The 23908-nt window shown below is 68.9% G+C and carries 19 protein-coding genes and 1 tRNA gene; 9 read left to right on the forward strand and 11 right to left on the reverse strand.

The features are described from left to right. Nucleotides 1–42 precede the first annotated feature (42 nt). On the forward strand, nucleotides 43–966 hold the full coding sequence (locus QMG86_RS33330; protein ID WP_281876872.1) for an aminotransferase class IV: 924 nt from the start codon (nucleotides 43–45) through the stop codon (nucleotides 964–966). Nucleotides 967–981: 15 nt separating this feature from the next. Here QMG86_RS33330 and QMG86_RS33335 read toward each other — a convergent pair whose 3' ends face one another. Next, nucleotides 982–2331, reverse strand: coding sequence for a serine hydrolase domain-containing protein (locus QMG86_RS33335; protein WP_281876873.1), 1350 nt, complete (start codon nucleotides 2329–2331; stop codon nucleotides 982–984). A 520-nt stretch (nucleotides 2332–2851) separates the two neighbouring features. Between QMG86_RS33335 and QMG86_RS33340 the strand changes: the two genes are divergently transcribed. The 3 genes from QMG86_RS33340 to bla all read left to right on the forward strand — a co-directional run bounded on the left by QMG86_RS33340 (nucleotide 2852) and on the right by bla (nucleotide 5837). After that, nucleotides 2852–3277: a Fur family transcriptional regulator gene (locus QMG86_RS33340; RefSeq protein WP_281876874.1), complete on the forward strand. Its 426-nt coding sequence runs from the start codon at nucleotides 2852–2854 to the stop codon at nucleotides 3275–3277. Between the two features lie 67 nt (nucleotides 3278–3344). Further along, on the forward strand, nucleotides 3345–4817 hold the full coding sequence (locus QMG86_RS33345) for a catalase (protein ID WP_281876875.1): 1473 nt from the start codon (nucleotides 3345–3347) through the stop codon (nucleotides 4815–4817). 105 nt (nucleotides 4818–4922) lie between these two features. Continuing rightward, a complete protein-coding gene (gene bla / locus QMG86_RS33350) occupies nucleotides 4923–5837 on the forward strand; it encodes a class A beta-lactamase (protein ID WP_281876877.1) in 915 nt (304 codons plus the stop codon). Here bla and QMG86_RS33355 read toward each other — a convergent pair. Beyond that, nucleotides 5829–6212 carry a VOC family protein gene (locus QMG86_RS33355; RefSeq protein ID WP_281876879.1) on the reverse strand — a complete coding sequence of 128 codons (384 nt, stop codon included), beginning with the start codon at nucleotides 6210–6212 and terminating at the stop codon, nucleotides 5829–5831. The two genes, bla and QMG86_RS33355, sit on opposite strands and share 9 nt — an antisense overlap. Before the next feature lie 868 nt (nucleotides 6213–7080). On the opposite strand from QMG86_RS33355, the gene QMG86_RS33360 reads away from it, so the two are divergent. Next, the gene (locus QMG86_RS33360) at nucleotides 7081–8307 is read left to right on the forward strand and encodes a cytochrome P450 (RefSeq protein WP_281876880.1); all 1227 of its coding nucleotides are present in this window, start codon (nucleotides 7081–7083) and stop codon (nucleotides 8305–8307) included. A 45-nt stretch (nucleotides 8308–8352) separates the two neighbouring features. Continuing rightward, entirely contained in the window at nucleotides 8353–8943 is a 591-nt protein-coding gene (locus QMG86_RS33365) for a TetR/AcrR family transcriptional regulator (RefSeq protein ID WP_281876881.1), read from the forward strand. 66 nt (nucleotides 8944–9009) lie between these two features. Here QMG86_RS33365 and QMG86_RS33370 read toward each other — a convergent pair whose 3' ends face one another. The 4 genes from QMG86_RS33370 to QMG86_RS33385 form a co-directional block, all read right to left on the reverse strand. Then, nucleotides 9010–10242, reverse strand: a complete 1233-nt coding sequence (locus tag QMG86_RS33370) for an FAD-dependent monooxygenase (RefSeq protein ID WP_281876883.1) — start codon at nucleotides 10240–10242, stop codon at nucleotides 9010–9012. A gap of 162 nt (nucleotides 10243–10404) precedes the next feature. Continuing rightward, nucleotides 10405–12132 (reverse strand): allophanate hydrolase, encoded by a 1728-nt coding sequence (atzF, locus tag QMG86_RS33375; RefSeq protein WP_281876885.1) that lies wholly within the window; start codon nucleotides 12130–12132, stop codon nucleotides 10405–10407. After that, on the reverse strand, nucleotides 12133–15744 hold the full coding sequence (gene uca / locus QMG86_RS33380) for an urea carboxylase (protein WP_281876886.1): 3612 nt from the start codon (nucleotides 15742–15744) through the stop codon (nucleotides 12133–12135). A gap of 12 nt (nucleotides 15745–15756) precedes the next feature. Continuing rightward, nucleotides 15757–16464, reverse strand: a complete 708-nt coding sequence (locus tag QMG86_RS33385) for a GntR family transcriptional regulator (protein ID WP_281876887.1) — start codon at nucleotides 16462–16464, stop codon at nucleotides 15757–15759. A 193-nt stretch (nucleotides 16465–16657) separates the two neighbouring features. Here QMG86_RS33385 and QMG86_RS33390 point away from each other — a divergent pair, with 193 nt between their 5' ends. Next, a complete protein-coding gene (locus tag QMG86_RS33390; RefSeq protein WP_281876888.1) occupies nucleotides 16658–17116 on the forward strand; it encodes a hypothetical protein in 459 nt (152 codons plus the stop codon). A 54-nt stretch (nucleotides 17117–17170) separates the two neighbouring features. Here the strand turns inward: QMG86_RS33390 and QMG86_RS33395 are convergent, their stop codons facing one another. Continuing rightward, nucleotides 17171–17893, reverse strand: coding sequence for an SDR family NAD(P)-dependent oxidoreductase (locus QMG86_RS33395; protein ID WP_281876889.1), 723 nt, complete (start codon nucleotides 17891–17893; stop codon nucleotides 17171–17173). Nucleotides 17894–18226: 333 nt separating this feature from the next. Then, nucleotides 18227–19102 (reverse strand): SDR family oxidoreductase, encoded by an 876-nt coding sequence (locus QMG86_RS33400; RefSeq protein ID WP_281876890.1) that lies wholly within the window; start codon nucleotides 19100–19102, stop codon nucleotides 18227–18229. 869 nt (nucleotides 19103–19971) lie between these two features. Between QMG86_RS33400 and QMG86_RS33405 the strand changes: the two genes are divergently transcribed. Then, complete coding sequence (locus tag QMG86_RS33405) at nucleotides 19972–20436, forward strand: hypothetical protein (protein ID WP_281876891.1); 465 nt, start codon at nucleotides 19972–19974, stop codon at nucleotides 20434–20436. 42 nt (nucleotides 20437–20478) lie between these two features. Here the strand turns inward: QMG86_RS33405 and QMG86_RS33410 are convergent. The 3 genes from QMG86_RS33410 to QMG86_RS33420 form a co-directional block, all read right to left on the reverse strand. Beyond that, nucleotides 20479–20552, reverse strand: a tRNA-Pro gene (locus tag QMG86_RS33410). A 60-nt stretch (nucleotides 20553–20612) separates the two neighbouring features. Then, nucleotides 20613–22265, reverse strand: a complete 1653-nt coding sequence (locus QMG86_RS33415; RefSeq protein ID WP_281876893.1) for a DUF8017 domain-containing protein — start codon at nucleotides 22263–22265, stop codon at nucleotides 20613–20615. A gap of 38 nt (nucleotides 22266–22303) precedes the next feature. After that, nucleotides 22304–23266 carry a metallophosphoesterase gene (locus QMG86_RS33420; RefSeq protein ID WP_281876894.1) on the reverse strand — a complete coding sequence of 321 codons (963 nt, stop codon included), beginning with the start codon at nucleotides 23264–23266 and terminating at the stop codon, nucleotides 22304–22306. A 133-nt stretch (nucleotides 23267–23399) separates the two neighbouring features. Here QMG86_RS33420 and QMG86_RS33425 point away from each other — a divergent pair, with 133 nt between their 5' ends. Then, entirely contained in the window at nucleotides 23400–23864 is a 465-nt protein-coding gene (locus QMG86_RS33425) for a GatB/YqeY domain-containing protein (RefSeq protein WP_281876895.1), read from the forward strand. The last annotated feature ends 44 nt before the right edge of the window (nucleotides 23865–23908 follow it).

The following is a 23908-nucleotide window of genomic DNA, read 5'->3' on the forward strand; positions in this document are numbered from 1 at the left end:
AAGGTCTCGCTCGTCGCCGGGCGCGGCTGTTAGCCTGCGCCGATGGCGAATCCTCATCCTCATGTGTATCTCGGCGACCGGATCGTTGCGGCTGACGCTGCTACGGTGGGCGTCGCGTCGTCGGCGGTGTTGTACGGACTCAGCGTCTACACCGTGTTCCCGGTGCACGTGGATGGGGCAGCGCGGACGGCATTCCGGTTGGACGACCATTTCCGCCGGCTCGAGGAATCCTGCAAGATCATCGGCATCGATCGATTCGCGGCGGAATGGGATTTCGCGCGTTTCCGGGCGACCGTCGTGGAATTGATCGCCGCGAACGCTCCGCGCGAAGATGTTTTCGTCCGCGCGACAGTGCACGTGGTCGAGTCGATTCCGGGCACCAGGGTGCGCGGCTGCGCGATTCAGGTCAGCATGTTCGTCTACGACGCGGTGCCGATCGTCCCGCAGGACGGCATGCGCCTGAAGTCCAGCCCGTGGCGGCGCATTCCGGACAACGCGATTCCGTCTCGCGCGAAAGTCAACGGAGCCTATGTGAATTCGGTGCTGGCCAAGCAGGACGCCATCGACAGCGGGTACGACGACTGCGTCTTCCTCGACGGCAACGGACACGTCTGCGAACTCAGCGCGGCGAATATCTTCCTGGTCCGCAACGGCACCCTGATCACGCCCGACGTCTCCTGCGACATCCTCGACGGCATCAACCGCAGGACCGTGCTGACCTTGGCGGCCGAAGACGGCATCCCGGTGGTGGAACGCACCGTCGATCTCACCGAGCTGTACATCGCCGACGAAGTGTTCGTCACCGGAACGTCGTCCGGGGCGGCGCCGGTCGTGGAGGTCGACGGCCGCCTGGTCGCCGACGGCGTTCCCGGCCCGATCTCCCAGACCCTGCGCAAACGTCACCACGCGGCCTTGCGCACCGATGAGGTGCACGGCTGGGTCACGGATCTGTCCGCGGCCGGATAGCCATCGCGAGGTCGTTCAGCGGATGCCCGGGGTGCGCGGGTCGGGTCCGAGGCAGGCCAGGATGGCGCAACCCGGCGCGGTGTCCGCGAACGGCGGGTCCAGCGGGCGGTTCAAGCAGGCGAAGACGTTGCACCCCGGATAGGCGGCCGGGCCGAGCCCGAACACCGCGATCAGGATGTCCGTGTCGACGAAGCGGCGGGGGTCCAGTCGCAGCGGCGGCTCGACGTATGGGCCCGGGTCGGGCACCGGCCGGGTGTCGAACGCATCGAACACCTTGCGGAAGAACTCGTAGGGCAACTCCTGGGTGTTCTGCACGACCCCGGACACACCCTGGCTGCTCACGTTGCCGAAGACGCCGGTCCACACCACCGTGAGGTCGAGGCTCGGGATGACGAAGACGTTCTGCAACCCGAGTCCCGCCATCGCGTACACGTCGTCGGGCAGGAAGTCGGCGATCTCGGCGCACCCGCTCCCGAGCCAGAACAAGTAGCCGTAGCAGGCGTTCGTCGGCGAGGGCGTGCGCGCCTTGCGCAGGTAGCCGAGGGAGACCAGCTGCTGTTCGCCCCAGCGCCCGTCATTGCTCACCAGCAGTCCGAGCTTCGCGAAGTCGTTCGGCGGGATCATCAGGTGCGCGTAGCCGTACGTGTGCCCGGAGCGGTCGCGAGCCCAGTAGTAGTCGCTGCGCAGGATCCCGAGCGGATCGAACAACTCGCGCTGGGCGAACCGTTGCAGAGGTTCGCCGACGGCCAGCTCCAGCACGTAGGCCAGCAGGTCGACATTGCGCTGGCTGTAGGTGAAGACGGTGCCCGGCGGGTTGTCCAGCGGCACACCCAGCGCCTGCACCGCGCTGTCCGGATCGACCGGGATCACCCCGGTGACGCCCTCGGTCAGCACACCCACCCGCATGCCCGAGGTCTCGGTGAGCAGATTCTCCACGGTGATCGATCGGTGCGCCGCATCACCGAGCCCTGCGGGCAGGTAGCGGTCGATCGGCGCGTCGAGATCCAATTTCCCCTGGTCCCATGCGATTCCGGCGAGCAAGGAGACGACGCTCTTGGTGGAGCTCCAGATGTTCCACGCCACGTTGCCGGTCTGCTCGTTCGTCGGGCCCTCGCCGATGAGGCAGTTGTGCCGGAACACCTGCACGTTGAATCGGTTCCGACCGGCCGCGAAGGCCAGCGCTTCGCGCAGCTTCGCGGAGTCCAATCCGACCTGTTCCGGTGCCGCCCGTTCCAGATCGCGCCCCGAGGTGACCGCGCACCGCATCTGATCGCCTGGCGCGGCGGCCGCGCTCCCGGCGAAGAGATGGCCCGCCACCAGGGAAAGTGCCGCGATTCCCGCCAGAAACCCACCGAAACGCCCCATACGCAAAAGGCTAGCGTCCCCCTGCCGGTTCAGAGCCCCAACAGACCGGGCGTGTGGCGAGAAACTGGACGTCCGATATCAAACGACAGCGCCGCCGGGTTCGAGGGGAACCCGGCGGCGCCGCGAGCTCGGACACCATGCGGTGTCCCGACCGTGGTCGACGTCCCACAAGCGCCTCTCGGCGGGTGGTCGCTCGTAGCGACGAAGGGTGCGGCCCGGGGCTGTCCGGACGCCGACGGTGGGGTGTCGACGTCCCACAAGCGCCTCGCGGCGGGTGGTCGCTCGTAGCGACGAAGGGTGCGGCCCGGGGCTGTCCGGACGCCGACAGGGGTTTCAACCACGTGTCCTCGGAAGCTATTCCGCCACGAATTCGTGACGCTCGCCACGTCTATCGCAGGCCCCCTCCGGTGGTCGAGAACCTTGCGTCGCGACTGGTCGGCACGCGCCAGCCGCGCATGTTTTCTTGACTGATTCCAGATCATTTTCTTGACTTACTCCAGAAAACGGTCAGAATCGAAGCATGCACACCAACGGCATCACCCCACGAGAGTGGCTACGAGCAGCGGGTTTGCGGATCACCGCCCCGCGGCTCGCGGTGCTAGACGCGGTGTCCGCGCGGCCGCACTCGGATGCCGACGCGGTGGCCGCCGCGGTCCGCGAAACGCTGGGCTCGGTGTCCACCCAGGCCGTCTACGACGTGCTGCACGCCTGCGTGCGCGCCGGGATCCTGCGGCGGATCGAGCCCGCCGGCTCGTCCGCGCGGTACGAGACCCGGATCGGTGACAACCACCACCATCTGGTGTGCCGAAGCTGCGGTGCGGTCGCGGACGTCGACTGCGCCGTGGGCCATGCCCCCTGTCTGGACCCTTCGGATGCGCACGGATTCGTGGTCGATGAAGCCGAGGTCGTCTTCTGGGGAATGTGCTCGTCCTGCCGTTCCGAGTAGCGGTCCACACCTTGCCGCCCGGGGCAGCCCCTCCCGGGACTGATGTTCACCAGCCGAGGAGTCACCTATGACCAAGCCGACAACGACGAACACCGGTATCCCGGTCGAAAGCGACAACGAATCGCTCACCGCGGGCACGCAGGGCCCGATCCTGCTGCACGATCACTACCTCATCGAGAAGCTGGCCCAGTTCAACCGCGAACGGGTGCCGGAACGCATCGTGCACGCCAAGGGCGCGGGCGCTTACGGTGAGCTGGTCGTGACCCACGACGTCAGCAAGTACACCAAGGCGAAGCTGTTCCAGCCCGGTGCGCGCACGGAGTCGCTGGCGCGGTTCTCCACCGTGGCCGGCGAGCAGGGCAGCCCGGACACCTGGCGTGACCCGCGCGGATTCGCGGTGAAGTTCTACACCGAGGACGGCAACTACGACCTGGTCGGCAACAACACGCCGATCTTCTTCATCAAGGACCCGATCAAGTTCCCGGACTTCATCCGGTCGCAGAAGCGCCTGCCCGGCAACGGTCTTCGCGACCACAACATGCAGTGGGATTTCTGGACGCTGCGTCCGGAGACCGCGCACCAGGTGACCTGGCTGATGGGCGATCGCGGTATCCCGAAGACCTACCGGCACATGAACGGCTACGGTTCGCACACCTACCAGTGGATCAACGCCGCGGGCGAGCGCTTCTGGGTCAAGTACCACTTCAAGACCGACCAGGGCATCGAATACCTGACCCAGGCCGACGCCGACCGGATCGCGGGCGAGGACGCCGACTACCACCGCAAGGACCTGTGGGAGGCGATCGAGCGCCGCGAGTTCCCGAGCTGGACGGTCTATGTGCAGGTGATGCCGGTCGCGGAGGCCGAGGGTTACCGGTTCAACCCGTTCGACCTGACCAAAGTGTGGTCGCACAAGGACTACCCGCTGATCGAGGTCGGCAAGTGGACGCTGAACCGCAACCCGCGCAACTACTTCGTCGACATCGAGCAGGCCGCGTTCGAGCCGTCGAATGTCGTTCCAGGCATCGGTTTCTCGCCGGACAAGATGCTGCTCGGCCGCGTCTTCGCCTACGCGGACGCGCACCGCTATCGCATCGGCACCAACTACGCGCAGCTGCCGCCGAACCAGGCGAGGGCCGCGGAGGTGAACTCCTACTCCAAGGAGGGCGCCATGCGGTACCACTACAACGAGCCGAATGTGCCGGTGTACGCGCCGAATTCGTTCGGCGGCCCGCACGCCGACCCCCGGCAGGCCCCCGACGGCGGCATCTGGGATTTCGACCCGACCATCGTGCGGGCCGGCTACATCCAGCACGCCGAGGACGGTGACTTCACCCAGGCGGGCACGCTGGTGCGCGAGGTGCTCGACGACGCGCAGCGCGAGCGTTTGGTGCGCAACATCGTCGGCCACGTGCTCGGCGGTGTGCGGGAACCGGTGCTGAGCAGGGTCTTCGAGTACTGGAAGAACGTGGACGCCGACCTCGGCAAGCGGGTCGAGGAGGGCGTGCGCGCCGGGCTGGACGGCGGCGCGCGGAGCTGACATCCACGCCGGAGGCAACTGCGCGTTCGAGGACGCGCGGCTGCCTCCGGCGTGTCCGGCCGATCCTGTTTGCCCGGTAGGTGCCGGGGGTGTCAGAGTGTTGGCATGCCTCGGCTGACACGTGACTATCGGGTGGCGCTGGCCGCCGCCTTGGCGCTGCTGGCCGGTTGCGGTGCCGAAACCGAGGTGGCCCAGCCGGGTTCGATCACATCGAGCGTGCAGGCGGGCCCCGCCGCGAACGCGAGCGTGGTGGATCTGGAGGTCCGCTACGGTGCCCAGGTCGGGTTGTTCGCCGTGGACACCGGCACCGGCCGGACGGTCACCCATCGCGCCGACGAGCGTTTCCCGTTCCTGTCCACCTTCAAGACCCTGGCGGCGGCCGCGCTGCTGCGTTCGCGTCCGCTCGACACGGGATACTTCGATCGGGTGGTTCGCTTCCACGAGGCGGATCTGGTGGCGAACTCCCCGGTGACCAGCGCCGCGGTGGCCGAGGGGATGACGCTGGCGCAAGTGGCCGAGGCCGCGATCACCCGAAGCGACAACACCGCGGGCAACCTGTTGCTGCGCGAGATCGGCGGCCCCGAGGGACTCACGGCGTTCCTGCGCACGCTCGGCGATCCGACCAGCAGGCTCGACCGCTGGGAAACGGAACTCAACACCGCGATTCCCGGTGACGAACGGGACACCACCACTGCGGCCGCGCTGGCCGCGGACTACCGTGCCGCGGCGCTGGGCGACGCGCTCGGCGCACGCGAGCGCGACCAGCTGGTCGCCTGGCTGAAGGCCAATACCACCGGTGACAAACGCATTCGCGCGGGATTGCCCGCGAAGTGGGTCACCGGCGACAAGACGGGCACCGGCTCCTACGGTTGCGCCAACGACGTCGCGATCGTCTGGCCGGAGGGCGGCCGGGCGCCGGTGGTGATCGCGATCCTGACCCGCAAGTCCGACGCGGACGCCGAGGCGAACAACGACCTGCTGGCGGAAGTGACGAAGGTGGCGGTAAACGGTCTACGGTGACCCCAAGGCGGACTCGGACGCCTTGGCGACAGTCATGTCGATCTCCTGGATCTGGAGTGTCACGCCGTCCGGATCGACGACTCGCAAGCTGCGACCGAAGTCCTCGTCATGGATCTCGTAGTCGTAGCCGCGCTCGCGCAGCCGGTCCGCGACCACTTCCAGCTTCTCGTCGGTCGCGAACCCGAGTTCGACCGCTCCGGCCGGGCGTCCCTTCGACACCCGGAAATCGTGCAACCCGACCGCGCCCGCGTCTGCCGAAAGTTGCGCCCACACATCGAGACTCGCATTCGGATCGAGCGCCAGCCCGAGCCCGGCATAGAACGTCCGGCACGCTTCCACATCGGCGACGTACCTGATGGGCAGGACAGTAAGCATCTGCACTCCTTCTCGGAACCAACCGGGATCGAGTATCGAGCTCGTGGCGGGGCATGGCCCGCGCTGCCGGGGGATACGCCGGGATCCGATACGCGATGCGGTGGATACGACGGATTCCGTCACCGCGATAGTCGGGTGCCCACCGCGTAGGGGGCGAGTTGAGTGCAGCCGGACGCGCCCATCGGCACGTGCGAATTCTCGTGCGCTCATGGTTGCGCGGGTCCGCTCGCAGTTCGTATACGTGGGATCGCGAAGGCTGAACGACGAACTGTAGTAGACCTGGCCGGTTGGTCGGCCAGGTTCGGACACCTACAGCAGGCCCCACCAATAGAGCAGGCTGGCCAGAATCCAGACCACCACGGTTTCCATCGTCGCTCCCGATCTCGTTGGCGCACTCACCACCATCATCCCGCGATCCGCGGCCGGGCGGTAGGAGCTCGCCGGGCACCACTCGGTAACGCCGCGCTCACCTGCGTTTTTGATCTTGCAAGGTGTTCTTAAGTCCGCGCCAAGCCCGGGCCTGCATTGTTTGTCGCAAGGGAGGGACAAGCCCAGCACCGAAGGTGCGAACCGGGGACCGACCTGTCTCGAGGGGTGACAGGTCGGACCTCGGGGGTGGTGTCCGCCGGGCCGGTCTACGAGGGGTGGCCGGCCCGGCGGACGCGGAACGCGGAGCGGTCGCTCGCGCAGGCTCTTCCTGGCGCTGACCGGCAACCAGTTGTTGTTGCCGCTGCCGAAGGTAACCGACAGGTGCGGCTCCAGGTTCGAGAGGATGGGTGCGGCTGGGCCGGTCGTGTGGGTGATCGGCCCACCTATCTATCTGAAACGGGTTCTAGACAGTTGGATGGTTTTGTCTTACCGTCGATACATGGTGAACGTTGCGTATCGGGCGGCTCCGGTGTTCCAACTCCGTTCCGGCCCCACCTGGGCGTCGCCGTGGCAGATGTACGCGGCGTTGCGCGAGCACGATCCGGTGGCGCACGTCGTGCCGGACGCCCGTCCGGAGAACGACTACTGGGTGCTCACCCGGCACGAGCACGTCTACGCCGCGGCGCGGGACAGTGAAACGTATTCCTCGCGCGACGGGCTGACGGTGGAATACGGCGAACTCGACGAACTCGGCTTGACCGACAATCCCCCGCTGGTGATGCAGGATCCCCCGCAGCACACCGACTTTCGCAGGCTGGTCGCGCGCGGGTTCACCCCGCGCCAAGTCGAGGACGTGGAGCCGGTGGTCCGCCGGTTCGTGCGCGACCGGCTCGACGGCATCGCCGCCCAGGGCGGCGGTGACATCGTCGAGCAGCTGTTCAAACCACTGCCGAGCATGGTGGTGGCGTACTACCTCGGGGTTCCGGAGCAGGACCGGGCTCGGTTCGACGGCTGGACCGACGCCGTCGTCGCGGGCAGCATCGATCGGACGAACGCCAAGGCGCACGCGGCGTCGGCGGAGATGATGGGGTACTTCGCGGACTTGATCAAACGCAGGCGCGTCGATCCCGGCGACGACACGGTGTCCCTGCTGGTCCAGGCCGGCATGGCGGCCGACGACACGGACGTGCGCGGGCTGATCCAGATTCTCGCCTACACCTGGACCATGGTCGCCGGTGGCAACGACACCACGACGGGCTTGCTGGGCGGCGCGGTGCAACTACTGCAACAGCACCCGGACCAGCGCGCCGCGCTCGCCGCGGAACCGGACCGGATCCGCGTCGCGGTGGAGGAGTTCGCCCGCCTCACCTCGCCGGTGCAGGGATTGGCGCGGACCGCGACGCGCGACGTCGAACTGGCCGGGAAGACCGTGCCCGCCGGGCGGAAGGTGCTGCTGGTGTTCGGATCCGCCAATCGGGACGAACGGGTTTTCGGCGCCGACGCCGCCGAGCTGGACATCGATCGAAATCCGCAGCGGATCCTGACCTTCGGGCACGGGCCGCACCACTGTCTCGGTGCGGCGGCCGCGCGGATGCAGGCCCGGGTCGCGCTCGAGGAGTTGCTCGATCGGTTTCCCGAGTATGTGGTCGACATCGACGCGGTCGAGTACGCGAACGGGCCGTATGTTCGCAGGCCGACTACTGTGCCGTTCCGGTGCAGGGGCTGAGCGGCCGGGTCGGGCGGTGCGGGGCACGGTAGGAAAGGACAGGGCATGAGTGGCGATTGGCTGGCCGACGGTCGCGCCGAGCTGGCCGGTGAGCGCATCCTCGACGCGGTGCGCGCGCTGTTCATCGACAAGGGCGTCATCGGAGTCGGCATGGCCGAAGTCGCCGACGCCGCGGGCTGTTCCAGGGCGACGCTGTATCGCTACTTCGAGAATCGGCAGGCGCTCTACGTGGCCTTCGCGGGACGGGAGGCGAGGCAGCTGGTCGAGCGCGTCTGGCGGGATCGGGGGGCGCCCGCGAGCGCGGAGCCGGGGGAGCAGCTGCTCGACACGCTGACCGCGCTGCTGGCGGAGGTGCGGAAAACGCCGCATCTGGCGGTCTGGTTCGAACCGTCCAACGCGGGCATCGTCGCCGAACTGGCGAATTCGGCGGGTGTGGTCGATGCGCTCGCCACGGACTTCGTCGCCGGGTTCCGCCCCGGACTGCCCGCCCGCGCGGCCGAGCGCGTCGGTCGGTGGGTGGTGCGGGCGATGGTGTCGTTGCTGACGTTGCCCGGCGCCGGCGAAGACGAGGAACGAGCGATGCTGCGAGACTTCGTGCTTCCGTTCCTGCTCGACGACCGAACCGTGATCGGCTGACAACGGCACGCCGTCGACCGGAGCCGCGCGGAACTCCGGTCGAGGCGCGAGCCGACGGCGCACGGCTCAGACGGTCGCCGTCGAGTAGTCGGGCAGGTCATAGGTCTCGGTCTTGCTCAACATCCGCATCATCACCGGTCGCATCGCCTTCGACATCATCACCTTGCTGACGGCGTGGCCCGCGCGAATGCCGAAGCGGGACTTCGGCGTCATGGCGCTCAGGCCGCCGGGCTGCAACTGCTGGGCCGTCTTCACGAAGGGGCGCAGCACCTCTTCGTAACGAGTCAGGGCCGCTGCGGGGTTGTCGGCGTGCGCGGCGAGTTCACCGGCGAGGACGTACGCGCCCACCAGTGCCATCGCGGTTCCCTGCCCGGTGAGCGGTGAACCGCAGTACCCCGCGTCGCCGAGCAGGACCACCCGGCCCTGGACCCAGCTCGGCATGTCGATCCGGGCCAGCTCGTCGAAATAGAAGTCCGGCGCCTCGGACATCGCCGCCGCGATGCGGGCGGATTCCCAGCCGCCGCCGGCCAGCCGGTCGCGGATGAACTGCTGCTGCGCCGAGACATCCCGGCGCAGCGCGGGATCCGCCGCCGCGCGGATCACCACGAGCGCCTTGCAGGTGGCCGGGTCCGCGTCCGGACGCATGCCCAGCCCGGTCGCTCCGACCAGCGAGTGCATCGTGAACCAGTGCGGCTCCAGGTCTTCCGGTCGCTCCAGCGTGAAGAACGACATGTAGCCGCCCAGATACGTCGCGAACTGCTCCTCCGGGCCGAACGCCATCCGGCGCGTGGCGGAATGCAGACCATCCGCGCCGATCACCAGGTCGAATCGCGCTGCCGCGCCGGAGGCGAAGGTGACCTCGACGCCGGCGTCGTCCTGACGAATGTCGGTGATCCATTCCCCGTACCGGTAATCGACGCCGCCCTCGGCGGCGAGCAGGTCGAGTAGCACCTGGTTGAGATCGCCCCGGGTGATCTCGATTTCGGCGACCGCGCCCTTGCCGTCGAAGAGCTCGGCGGGCATGCGGAGGATTTCGCGGCCCGCGTCGTCGACGTACTTCATGCCGCGCTCGTCGAGCTGGTATTGCCGGATGCCCGGCATCATGCCCATCCGCTCGGCCACCTCGCGGCTGGGTCCGCGCAGGTCGACGGCCTGCCCGCCGGGTCGCGGCGCCGCCGCGCGCTCCACCACGGTGGCCCGGATGCCGGACCGGAGCAGTTGCAGCGCAACGGCATTGCCGCCGATGCCGCCGCCGGCGACGAGCACGCGGAGCTGGCTGCTTGCGGACTTGGGGTTCATGACTTTCCTCGACTCCCGCTGGGTTGACCAAATGTCTTAGACATATGTCTAACACGAATCTGGCACGGATGTCTAGCACAAATGTCTAATGCGCTGGCATGAGAAATGGCCCATGGCGGCGAGGAACACTCGCGGCCATGGGCCACCGGTGCGAAGCAGGAGCTAGGAACGATGCCGCAGGTACGTCCGCCAGCTGGCGTGATGGGTGATGTCGGTGGCGGCCGCCGCGGCATCGTGGGTGCAGGTGAATCCGACGACATCGCGCCCGTCGGCGAGTTCGATGCTGGTCAGGGCCATAGGAGCGGGAAGCTCGGCGAGGAAGGCGCCCAATCCGGCCGCGGAGACCCGGAACAGCTCACCCTCGATCGGAGCGCCGCGGCCCGGTCCGTGCCGCACCAGTCCCGGCTTGGGCGGAGTGGTGTCGAGCGCGGTCAAGCGGTAGGCGTCGGTGGTCCGCACCGGGCCCAGGAAGCGGGCGCCGAGGTTTTCCAGCTGCCAGTGCAACGGCTGCCCGCGCAGATGCGCTCCGAAGACCGCCAGGTCGACACCCTGGTCGACGAGCAGCGGCGCACTCGCCAGGCCGAGCAGGCGGGCGGCGATGTCGACGGCCACCTGATCGGCGAAGGCGGGGGTGACCAGCATGACCCCGAACGGAGCGCCATCGGTGGTGGGTGCGCCCGGGACGGCGACGGCGGCCATGTCCAGCAGGTTGCAGAAGTTGGTGTAGGTGCCCATCCGCCGGTTGATGCCGATCGGATCGGCTTGTACGGCGGCGATGCTCGGATGTTCGGTGGTGGTCGGCAGCAGCAGTGCGTCGAAACCGCGCAGCAGGTCGGCGGCCGCTGCCTTCGCGCGGGTCAGCGTGTCGAGATCGGCGGCGAACGCCGGGCCGGACTTCTCCCGCGCCGCCCCGATGATGGCGGCGACCGTCGGGTCGGCGCCCGCTGGAGCGGTGTCCAGGAACGCGCCCACCGCGGCATAGCGTTCGGCGACGATCGCGCCGTCGTAGAGCAGCAGTGCGGCGTCGAGGAGGACGGAGACGTCGATTTCCTCGGTTTTCGCGCCGGTGTCGGCGACAGCGGCGACGGTGCGCGCGAACGACTCTCGATATGGCTCGCTGAGCGGGGCCAGATCCTCGGAACGCGGCACGGCGATGCGCGGCGTGAGCGGTGCGGCCAACCGGACGTCGGCGGGCCAAGTCCGGCTACGCGGGTCGCGCGGCTCCGGGCCCGCCATCACAGCGGCCGCGGCGACCGCCGAGTCGAGGTCGGCGGCGAAGACCGTCACGGCGTCGTAATCCACACAGGCGGGCACGGTTCCGTGCGCCGGGATCACACCCAAGGTGGCTTTGAGGCCGACGATCCCGTGCAATGCCGCGGGCACGCGACCGGAACCCGCTGTGTCGGTGCCGATTCCGATATCCGCGATGCCGAGCGCCACCGCCGCGGCGGAACCGGAACTCGACCCGCCCGACACCAACTCCGGATCGAGGGCGTTGCGCACCGCGCCGTACGGGCTGCGCGTCCCGACCAGCCCGGTGGCGAACTGGTCGAGGTTCGTCTTGCCCAGCACCAGCGCGCCCGCCGCGAGCAATCGCTCGACCGCCGCCGCGGTCGCCTCCGGTTGATAGGCGAATTCCGGGCAGGCCGCGGTGGTCGGCAGGCCCGCCACGTCGATGTTGTCCTTCACCGCCACCAGCACTCCGGCCAGCGGCAGGGCCTCTCCGGCGGCGAGCCGCCGTGCGAGCGCGGCCGCTTCAGCGGCGACCTCGGATTCGGGTCGCAGGGTGATCCACACCTCCGGCCGATCGACTTCGGCGATTCGCCGATAGGCGGCCGCGACGCGTGCGATGGGGTCGACTGCGGTGTTGCCTAGGACGCCTGGGGGCATTCAGTCGGCTCCGATCACTACTAGGGGCGTTCCCGGCTCCACCTTGGCGCCGGACGTGGTCAGGACCTTCAGCACGGTGCCCGCGGCCGGGCTGTGCACAGGTAGTTCGAGCTTCATCGCCTCCAGGACGGCCACCGCCGCACCCGCCGTGACCCGCTGCCCGGGCTCGACTTCCACCCGCCAGACATTGCCGATCATCGGCGCGGTGACGACGGTCGCGTCGGCGGGCAGCCCTGCCAGCGGGTCGTGGATGGGTGCGGCGGCGGGCGCGACGGCGCCGCGTTCGAACTCGCCCGCCGCCCGCCACGCGTCCTTCTCCGCCTCGAACGCGGCGGCCTGCCTGGCTTCGAACTCGGCGATCGCGCCTGCCTCGGTGCGCAGCAACCGCAGATGGTCGGCGAGCGCGAAACTGCCCTCGCTCACCTCCGCGTCGAACCTGCCCGCGGCGGCCGCGGCGCGGTATTCGAGCAACTGCTCCGCGCCGACCGGTTCCCAGACGATGCGATCGAAGAACCGGAACAGCCAGGGCGTGCCCGCCTCGAACGGCGCGGACTGCCGATAGCTGGACCAGATCGGCACCGTTCGGCCGATCAGCTGGTAACCGCCTGGCGAGGCCATCCCGTAGACGCACAGGTACTTGCCTCCGATGCCGACGGCATCCGACGGGGTCCAGGTACGCGCCGGGTTGTATTTGGTGGTGACCAGGCGGTGCCGCGGATCGAGCGGAACCGCCAGCGGCGCACCGAGATACACGTCACCGAGCCCCAGTACCAGATACTCGGCGTCGAAGACCGTGGCGCGCACGTCGTCGACGCTGTCGAGCCCGTTGATGCGGCGGATGAACTCGGTGTTCGACGGCAGCCACGGCGCGGTGTCGCGCACACCGCTGCGGTAACGGTCGATCGCTTCCGCGATGGACGGGTCGTCGAACGACAGCGGCAACCGGATGGTGCGGCTCGGCACCACCAGATCGGTCGTGGCGGGCAGCTCGGCTTCGAGTTCGGCCAGCGTGCCGAGCAGTCGATAGTGCGGCAGCACTTCGGGATCGAAGTGGATGTGCAGGGAGCGGACGCCAGGGGTGACGTCGAGGATGCCGGGCAGCCGGACGCCCGCGAGGGCTTCGGACAGCGCGTGCACCCGCATGCGCAGCCCGAGGTCCAGCACCATCTCGCCGTACTCGACCAGGACGTTGTCGTCGCCGCCGCGCAGGTATCGCACCCGCGGCCGGTCCGGTGACGCCTCGATTCCGCCGAGGACGCCGCGATCCCGCAGCGCGGCGGGAGAACCGGTGGGCAGATCCGGCACGCGGCTGCCGTCGGACGCGCGCAGCGCGGCCGCCTTGTCGTCGTCGACCGGCACGAACCGCACGGTGTCGCCGGGACGCAACTGACCCATCCGCCAGCGATGCGCGGACACCACGGTGAGCGGGCAGGCGAAGCCGCCGAGGCTGGGGCCGTCGGGCCCGAGCAGGATGGGCGTGTCACCGGAGACGTTCAACGCGCCCACGCTGTAGGGGTTGTCGTGCAGGTTGGACGGGTGCAGCCCGGCCTCGCCGCCGTCGCTGCGCGACCAAGCAGGTTTCGGGCCCTCCAGCCGGATGCCGGTGCGGTTGGCGTGGCTGCCGACCCGCCACGGGTGTGTGCAGAACTGGGTCATGTCGGCGTCGGTGAAGTACGCGGGCGCGGTCTGCGGACCGACGCCGACCGCGAGCTGCCAGTCGTGGGTGAACGTCGGCCGGTCTCCCGCCGGCACCGCGGCGGGTGCGCCGAGTGCGCCTGCGTCCACCGAGGCGATGCCGAGCACGTCGCCGGTCGCCACCGCCTTTCCGGTCACACCGCCGAATCCGCCGAGGGTGAAGGTGGCCGCGCTGCCGTGGTAGAGCGGCGCATCGATGCCGCCGCGCACCGCCAGATAGGTGCGCAGGCCGGTGTCGGCGGGTGCGCCGATGTCCAGCAACGCGCCCGCGGCCACGGTGACCGGCTCCCACATCGCCACCGGACGGCCGTCCACCGTCACCGGCGCGGGCGCGCCGGTCACGCACACGACGGTGGTGTCGGAGAAGCGCAATTGCGGGCCCTGCAAGGTGCATTCGAGCGCGGGGACGCCGACCGGGTTGCCGACCGCGGTGTTGGCGAGGGTGAAGGAGAGGTCGTCCATCGGGCCGGACGGCGGAATGCCGACCTCCCACAGGCCGATCCGGCCGGGGTAGTCCTGCACGGTGGTCATGGTGCCGCCGCGCAGCACGTCGATGCGGCGGCCGACCGGGCGGATCTCGGCCAGCGTGGTGGTGGTGTGCTCGGTGCGCAGCACCCGGCCGTCCGCCGCGGCTCGGCGGACTTGCGGCAGATTCGTCTGGACGCCGTAGATCCGGGTCTCGGCGAGTGCGGTGCGCAGTGCGGCGAAGGCGTCCGTTCGGCTCTCCCCGGTGCTGATCACCTTGGCCAGCAGCGGGTCGTAATACGGGCTGACCTCCGAGCCGGTGGCGACCCACGTGTCCACCCGGACGTCGTCCGGGAAGTGCGCGGCCGTGATCAGACCCGCGCTCGGGCGGTAGTCGTGGCCGGGATCTTCCGCGTAGACCCGCGCCTCCACCGCGTGACCGGTGATCGCCGGTCCCCGCTCGGGCTGTTCATCGACCATCGAGGTGTCGCCGCCGGCGAGGCGCAGCATCCATTCCACCAGGTCGACGCCGGTGACCGCCTCGGTGACCGGATGCTCGACCTGCAGCCGGGTGTTCATCTCCAGGAATGACGCGGCGCCGCTGTCGGCGTCGTAGACGAACTCCACCGTCCCGGCCGAGCGGTATCCGACCGAACGGGCGAGCTCCCGGGACGCGGCGAGCAGACGCTCCGACAGCTCCGCGCCGAGACCCGGGGCGGGCGCCTCCTCGATCACCTTCTGATTGCGGCGTTGCAGCGAGCAGTCTCTGGTGCCGAGGCTGACCACGCGGCCGTGGCCGTCGCCGAACAGTTGCACCTCGACGTGCCTGGCGCGCGCGACGAAACGTTCCAGGAAGACGCCCGCCGACCCGAAGTTCGCCGCCGCGATGCGCTGCACCCGCTCGTAGGCCGCGCGCACCTTGTCCGGGCCGAAGCATGCCTGCATGCCGATGCCGCCACCGCCGCCGACCGCCTTCAGCATCACGGGAAAACCGATCCGCTCCGCCTCCGCGACCGCGTGATCGGCCGATTCGAGCAGGTCGCTGCCCGGGATGAGCGGTACGCCCACCGCGCGCGCCGCTGTGCGCGCGGTGTGCTTGTCCCCGAAGACGCGCAGCTGCTCGGGGGTCGGCCCGACGAACGCGATGCCCGCCTGCTCGACCGCGGTGGCGAAATCGGCGTTCTCCGAGAGAAAGCCGTAGCCGGGATGAATGGCTCCGGCTCCGGCGGTCAGCGCCGCCTCGACCACCAGGTCGGCCCGCAGATACGACTCCGCCGCCGGGCCCGGTCCCAGCCGCACGGCGACGTCCGCCATCTCGACGTGCGCGGCGCTCACATCGGCATCGGAGTACACGGCGACCGTCTTCAGCCCCAGTGCCCGGGCCGTCCGCACGATGCGGCAGGCGATCTCGCCGCGATTGGCGACGAGCACCGTATCGAATTCCAGACTCACTACCGCTCCCTGCTAATCCGTAGCCAGCGACATCGCCGCGATCGCGCGGGTGACTCGTTCGAGCACCACGTCCAGCGATTCACCGATGTGCGTGTGCAGCAGCCGATACGCGAGCGGGAGGTCGTCGGCCAGCACGGCGTCGAGAATTCCGAGATGCTCGGCGATGGTGGTCTCGATCCGGTTGTTGACCATGAAGTCGTACATCCGTACGTGGCGGATGCGAGAATTCACCGCCTTCAGTGCCCGCACCATCTCCGTGTTGCCCGCCGCGGTGAGCAGGGTGACGTGGAATTCCTCGTCGCGCACCACGAAACCGGGTTCTTGTTCCGGCGGGTCGGCGCGCAGCTCCAGCCAGGCGGCGCGCTCACATTCGAGGAGTTCCCGGTCGTGCGTGACGGCGGGATTGGTCATCGCGCGCTGTAAACCGCCCAGCTCCAGCGTGATTCGCAGCTCGTACAGGTCACGGATCAGTGGGATGCTCGGCCGTACCGGGCTGAAGCCGTATTCTTCGCGTTGCAGCAATCCATCCGAGCACAGGACGGTCAGCGCTTCGCGGACCGGCGTGCGCGAGATGCCGAAGCGCGCGGAGAGTTTCGGTTCGGTCAGCCGTTCGCCGAACTTGATGTCTCCGTTCATGAGCTCGCTGCGCAGCGCCGCGTACACCACGTCGCGCAGCGGTTTGCCCGCCGCGTCCGCCAGGGTCGCTATCCGTGTCGACATGCCTGTATACGCTATTGACCTCCCATTTCGGTGGAGTGTCCGTAAGTTATCGCCGCGTTAGCGTCTGCTCACCGCGCCGGTCGCGACGCTGTGCCCCGCCGACCGGTCCGACAGCGGGGACGAAACGGAATCCCGCGCCGGGCCGACAGACTCATCGAGTCGGTTGTCCATCAGTGAGCATCAAGGAGACGGTATGAAGCGCAGCACGAAGTTCGCCGGAGCAGTCGCCGCCGTAGCGGTGGCGCCGATCCTAGCGGCTGGTTCCGCCCAGGCCGACCCGGGCACGGTCTACTTCTCGGTGGGCAGCATGAACTGCGCCATCTTCGCGGACGGCTCGCTCGGATGTGATTTCGCCGCTCCACTGCGGTTGAGCTACTACGTCGGCGACACCTACGTCCCGGTGCCGGTGCCGGTCAACGAGATCGCGATCGACCAGCCGTGGTTGCCCGCGCATCCCACCTTCGACCCGGCCACGCCCTACACCCTGCCGGGCGGCAATCCCAGCATCTACGACGTGCGGACCGGTTCGGGGCAGTGGGGTCCCATCGTCGAGCACGCGGGCGCGTCGTGCCAGGTCGGCTTCCACGGCAGCTTCACCTGTCAGGCGCTGGGCCGGGGATTCACTTCCTACGGCGGCACGGTCGTCGCGTGATCGTCCGGCGGCGCGCCCGTTGCGGGACGGGCGCGCCGGTCGGGAATCGCACCGTTACCGGCCGCTTGTGCCGTCGAGCCGGATGACCTGTGCGTTGACCGTGCTCGCGGCGTCACCGGCGAGATAGGCGACCACCGCGCTCGGCTCGGTCGGCCGCATCGCGGCGAGGGCGGTCTCGAGTTCCGCGTTGTCCGTCGTGCCGACGCCATAGCTGACCGTGTTGACCGTGATCCGCCGCGCTACGAAATCCGGCGCCACGGCCTGGCCGAGCTGCTCGACCGCGCCGCGCGTCGCGTCGTGCACCGCGCTGCCCGGGGCGGCGGGATCGCAGACGGAGATGATCCGGCCCTCGTCGGCCAAGTGCTGCAAAGCCAGTTGCAGGCCGTGGAAGACGCCCTTCACCGTCGCCGCGAACGCGCTGTCGAACGCCTCGGAGCTGAGCTTCGGGAACGGCTCGGATTCCGGCACCGCCGCGGTGTTGACCAGCAGATGCCACCCGCCGCATTCCTCCAGCAGCGCCTGCACCAGCTCCTCGTACTCGCCGCGATCGGCGATATCGGCCGCGAGCGCCAGCGCGGCGCCGCCGGCCTCGGTGATCTCCTTTACCACGTCGGCGGCGGGCTCGGGGAAGTGCGGATGGTGCACCACGACCCGTGCACCATGCGCGCCAAGCGTTTTCGCGATCGACCTGCCGATCCCGGTGTAGGCCGCCGTGACCAGCGCGGTCTTCCCGGACAGCGGTTTGTCCGCGGGCACGCTATCGACGGGCTTGCTCATCTGCCGACCTTTCGTCGATTGCGGAAATAAGGTTCCAGCGATGATATTCCCGCATCCGGCCGGAACAACCTACGAAGAATCGGCCGTCCGCCCCGTGTCGGGTGTACCGGCGATGGCGAGTGTTCGCAGCGGCCGCGGAACCGGCAGCGTGGAACAAATGCCCGAGTCCGGTCGCGCGCACGCGTAGAAGCGGTCTCTCGCGTCGCTCCGGTGACGACCCCGATCGCCACACTGTAACGGGCAAGCACATGCCGAGGCCATGGACCATGATCGGCCTGGTTCGTGAAAGGGCCTGGTAGACCCGCGAATTCGCGCGGTGCGCGAGCGGTCTCATTACGCGTCGATGAACAGGTCGTTGGCCAGCGCGCCGTCACCGGGAACGACGCGATAGCGGTCCAGGTCGGTGATTCCGTTGGCGGCGAGCACTTCTTCGTCGAGCAGCAGCCGACCGGTGTTTGTCGCGGCAGGGCTGGTCACCACGAGCAGGGCGGCGTCGGCGCAGATGTCGGCGGTGCGGGACGCGGCGACGGCTTCCGCACCGCCGAGCAGGTTGCGGACCGCGGCGGTGTCGATCTTCGTCCGCGGCCACAGCGAATTCACGGCGATGCCGTAGGACCGGAATTCGTGCGCCAGACCGACCGTGGCGATGCTGACACCGTATTTGGAGACGGTGTAGGCGACGCCGTTGCCGACCTGCCCGGGGTTCATGTTGAGGGGTGGGGAGAGCGTGAGGATGTGCGGATTGCGCCCGGCTCGGGCCGAGGTGCGCAGGTACGGGAGCGTCAGCTTGGACAGCAGGAACGGGGCGCGGAGGTTGACCGCCTGCATGTGGTCGTAGCGCTGCATGCCGATCTGCTCCGCGCCGGTGAGATCGACCGATCCGGCATTGTTGACCAGGATGTCGATGCCGCCGAAACGCTCGACGATCCGCTCGACGGCGTCGGCCAGCGCCCTGTCGTCGCGGACGTCCGCCACCAGCGGCAGCACCGCCCCGCCCGCGGCTTCGGCGCGAGCGGCCGCGGTGTGGATGGTGCCGGGCAGTTTGGGATGCGGCTCCTGGGTGCGGGCGATCATGGCGACGTTCGCGCCCTCCGCCGCGAACCTGATCGCGATCGCCAGGCCGATGCCACGGCTGGCTCCGGTGATCACCGCGGTCTTGCCCGCGAGCAGACCCTCGTTCGGCGCGGATGGGGAAGTGGGTCCGTGCATAGCCGGTGCTGCCCTTCGGATTCGGTCGATCTTGTTCCGAGGCTAACCGGCGTTCGGTGGAACCGGGGGCGGTTCGGGCCCCACCGCCGCGAGGATTCGCGCCCGCTTCCGGTCGCTACCTTGTCGCTACCCATCGCATCACTGCGCCTTCCCTGTCGTAGCGGGCGAGATGGTCGTAAACCCTGAGGCATAAGGGAGCCCACATCGAGTGGACTCCCCTCGGACTCGGCCCGGCTCGAACGGGCTGCCACCCCTCCAAACGGGGCATTCATCCGGCGACCGCGTGCCATTGAGGCCAGCAGCTACGTGCTGCTAGGTTCAGCGGGGAACCCATCAGTACCTGTCCCCTGGAAGTTCCCATGCCTCGTCGATCACCGGGCGAGATCAGGTCACGGCTACCGCTACGCACCGCACGCGCCAGACCTCCAGCTATCTACCGGCGACCTCCTGTCATACGACGGCTCTCGGCCGGTGCGAATCGCCAGATCGCTGATTTCGAACGCGCCCACGGCCTGCGCCCCGGGTCCGTCGCCCACGCCTTCCGGCGATGGGCCTATACGGGCCGACGTTCACCTCGAGACCCGTCACCCGTCTACGGACCTGACGACTCGGACCTGCGCAGCGGCGATTACCACGTCAGGACGCTGCTGGAGCGGACCGCCTGGTCTCTCCGGCCCCGGGCCCGACGAGAACTGCGGAGAGAGCTCGGACCGCTCGACGATCGCATCATCGCCCGGACGGTCAACGATCCGTTCGCCCCGCCCGATCTCCCATGGTGGAAACGGCGGATCGAGATCTGACACACGGCCACAGCCCGATCCGACACCATGCGACAGGCCTACCAGCACTTACCGCTGAGGACACCTCGAATGATCACCGAAATGATTCCCATGTGGACCTCCCAGCGAACGCTGGTGTCCCTACGCGATGTGCTTCAGTTGTTCCCGCCGAACAACTGGCGGTGGACGGTGGAGGACTTCGACGGGGTTTTCGGACGATCACCCACTGGCATCACCTGGGCCCAGTTCCGGGAGAGGGTGGCCACTGGGGCAGTGGCATTCGATTGGAACGGAATCCAACAGTTCGCCGACGGTGTGGATCAGATGATCGACGGCCGGATCGTCGCGACCGACGAGAGCGGTACCACCGTGGTACAGCTGGACGCGTTCGACAGCACTGAGTACGAGATCGTCATTGATCCTGCCTGGAGCGGCGCGGCTGCATTCGTTGCCGCTGTTCCCGGCGGGTGGGGATTGGGAGCTGATTCCGGGCTGATGCTGCTTACCGGCATCGGCGTCGCTCCGGCTGTCCCGGGCAACGGAGAAGGCCCCTGACCGTATACCGGTCAGGGGCCTTCCCGTCGTCTCAACCACGAGTCGGGGTGACAGGATTTGAACCTGCGACCTCTTCGTCCCGAACGAAGCGCGCTACCAAGCTGCGCCACACCCCGTGAAGCGAACCTGGAGTAGCTTACAACAGGGTGGCGCGAGACGTTAAACCGGCAGGTCAGTCACCCTGCGAGGGGGCGGATGCTGGTGAAGATGCGCTTGGCGGTCTCGGCGTCGAGGGCGTGCGGGACGCCCGTGTCGGCGGCGATCACCATGACGAAGTTTCCCTCGTCGTTGGGGAACGCGGCGGTGTAGACGGAGTACGCCTTCGCGCAGCCGGGCTTGGCGTCGGCGACGGTGCCTTTGGTCTCCACGAACATGCCGTGCTGGGAACCGTCGAGCGACGCCAACGGCATGGGCAGTCCGGGCGTGCCGCCGGGCGTCGCCTTGTAGGCGAGCGTGGCGGTTCTCGTGCCGAGTTCGGTGGCCGCCTTTCCCGGATCGGAGGTGTTCGAGCCGGTGAGGAAAGCGACGGTCCGGGTGGAACCGGGGCAGTAGCCCTTGCCCTCGCTGGCCAAGCCTTTACCCGCGACGGCGTTCGGTGGCTCGCCGAAGCCGCCGATGGTGCCTTGCGGCGCGATCGTCCAGTCGGCGGGTACGTCGTAGGCCGCGCCGCTGTCGGGCGCTCTGACGACTTGGAACCCGGGGATGACGGGGTTCTTGTCGCCGGAACCCCGGGCGGTTGTCGTGGGGGCGGACGTGGCGGTGGTCCGCGCGGGCGCGGGCTCGGTGGTCGTGGTGAGCGCGTCCACCATCGACGGCGTCGCATCCTGCGCGGCGTTGTCCTTGTCGGTCTTCGTCAGGGCCACTACCCCGGCTACCAGACCGCCCACGAGCAGCACCGCCAAGCCGATCGTCAGGACGAGCATTCCCCGGTCGCGGGCGTTCGGACCGTTCGGTGGCGGTCCCCCGAAGCCGCCCTGCGGACCGTAGCCGGGTTGATACGGGCCATCGGGCGTTGTGCCGTATGGTCTGGGGCCGCCCGCGGGTTGCCAATGCCCACCTTGTGCCGGGTGGCCGACCTCGACCGGATAGCCGAGCTGGGTCGGCGTCGAGTCGGCAAGGTCGGGCACGGCGGCGAGCCTTCGGTTGCGGACCGGGCCGGACTGGTCGAGCGCCCCGAGTGGTTGCCCGAGCATGGTCGGATCGTTGCGCCCGTGGGCGGGATCCGGGTCGGACTGCGGCGGCCATTGCCCGGCGGGTCGAGCCAGGATCGTCGGATCGTTTCGGTCCTGTCCTCCTGGCTGCGGGCCACCCGGCGACTGGGCGAGCATGGTCGGATCGGCCTGCGCGGGTGTGTCCGGCGCCCATGACAAGGCGGGATCGCCCGGCCAGGCGGGTTGCCACTGGAGTGTGGGTGCGGGCTCTTGACCCGGCTGCCAATGGGTGGCGGGGTCGGCCGGCCACGGGTGCGGCGGTCCGCCACCGTCGGTCGGTGCGGCTCCCGGTTGCCACGGAGACGTGGGGGCGTGTTCTTGTGAGCTGGGTTGCCACTGCTCCGGATGACCCGAGGATTGTTCTCGGCCGCGCTGCCATGGCGTGATACCGGGCTGGACTGGTTGGTCGTACCCGCCGGACTGCCCCTGCGACGGCTGTTGCGGTGCGCCGGATTGCGGCGGATGCGCTCCGTCGTCCGGCGGGCGAGCGGCGAAGTCGTCTCTTGCCGGAGGGAACGCGGAACGCGGTGCGGGGGTGGGCTGTTGCCGAGGAACCGGCGGCCCGGCGGGCCGTCCCAGAATCGTCGGGTCGTCGCGCCGGTCGTCGAATCCACTCACAGTTGTCCCCTACCTGACACACGTCTCGGCAGGGGACCTTAGCGGGCGATCGCCTCCGATGCCGACACTCCGTGGCCCGTGTCGGCTGCGGGCCGCTTCGGCGGCGCGGCGACCAGCGTCAACAGCGTCGCCTCCGGACGGCAGCAGAATCGGTACGGCGCCCACGGAGAGGTGCCGACCCCCGCGGAGACGTGCAAGCGGGTGTGCTCGCCCCACTTCGACGGACCCTTGACCCGGGACCGGTCGATCCCGCAGTTGGTGACCAGGGCGCCGTAGCCGGGCAGGCACAACTGGCCGCCGTGGGTGTGCCCGGCGAGCACCAGGTCGTACCCGTCCTCGGCGAAGCGGTCCAGCACGCGGGGCTCGGGGGAGTGGGTGAGGCCGAGCCGCAGGTCGGCCAGCGGGTTCGGGGCGCCGGCGACCGTGTCGTACCGGTCGCGTTGCAGGTGCGGATCGTCGACACCGGCGGTGGCGATGCGGATCCCGGCGACCTCGAGGTCACGGCGCACGTGCGTCAGGTCGAGCCAGCCGCGCTCGGTGAAGGCCGCGCGCAGGTCCTTCCACGGCAGCGGAGCGCCGAAGGTGCGGCGGTGGTCCTTCTTGAAGTACTTCAGCGGGTTCTTCGCCACCGGCGCGAAGTAATCGTTGCTGCCGAAAACGAAAAGGCCCGGGCGGGAGAGCAATCCGCCGAGGGCCTGAACCACCGCGGGCACCGACTTCTGGTGCGAGAGGTTGTCGCCGGTGTTGATCACCAGGTCGGGCTCCAGCCGGTCCAGTTCCCGCAGCCACTGCTGCTTGAGCTTCTGCCCCGGCGTCATGTGCAGGTCACTGAGGTGGAGCACCCGCAGCGACGACGACCCCGGCGCCAGCACGGGCATGGTCGCCTCCCGTAGGACGAAGGCGTTGCGTTCGACCAGCGAGGCGTAGCCGATTCCGGCCACCGCGGCCCCGGCGGCTCCCAGCGCGGTCGTGCGTACAGCAGAGGTCGAGATCACGGGCATTTGCCCAGCATAGGTGACCTCGCGCAGGAGCGCCGAGTGTGTTTCCGCACAAGCGCCCGTTTTTCCGGCGGGAAATCGGGCCGCGCGGCAAATGTAGTGGGACCGCCGCGCCGCAGCGGCTACCGTGAGCGGCATGTCGGAACTCAAATCGCAGCTGCGCGCGGATCTCACCGCCGCGATGAAAGCCAAGGACACGCTGCGCCTTTCCACAGTGCGGATGCTGCTGTCGGCGATCCAGACCGCGGAGGTCGCCGGCTCGGAGGCCCGTGAGCTCACCGACGCCGAGGTCGTCTCCGTGTTGCAGAAGGAAGCGAAGAAGCGCAACGAATCCGCCGAGGTCTACACGCAGGCCGGGCGCGGCGAACTGGCGGCGAACGAGCACGCCGAGGCGCGCATCATCGAGGAGTACCTGCCGACCCAGCTGACCGACGCCGAGGTCGCCGATCTCGCCGACACCGCCATCGCGCAGGTCGCCGAGGAGATCGGCGAGCGTCCCGGGATGCGCCAGATGGGACAGGTCATGAAGATCGCCACCGGACTCGCCGCGGGCAAGGCCGACGGCTCGCGCATCTCGGCGGCCGTGAAGGCGCGGTTGTAGGGCAGCGACGAGAAAGGGGCCGCGAACCATGTGGTTCGCGGCCC

Source organism: Nocardia sputorum, from assembly GCF_027924405.1.
Classification (GTDB): domain Bacteria; phylum Actinomycetota; class Actinomycetes; order Mycobacteriales; family Mycobacteriaceae; genus Nocardia; species Nocardia sputorum.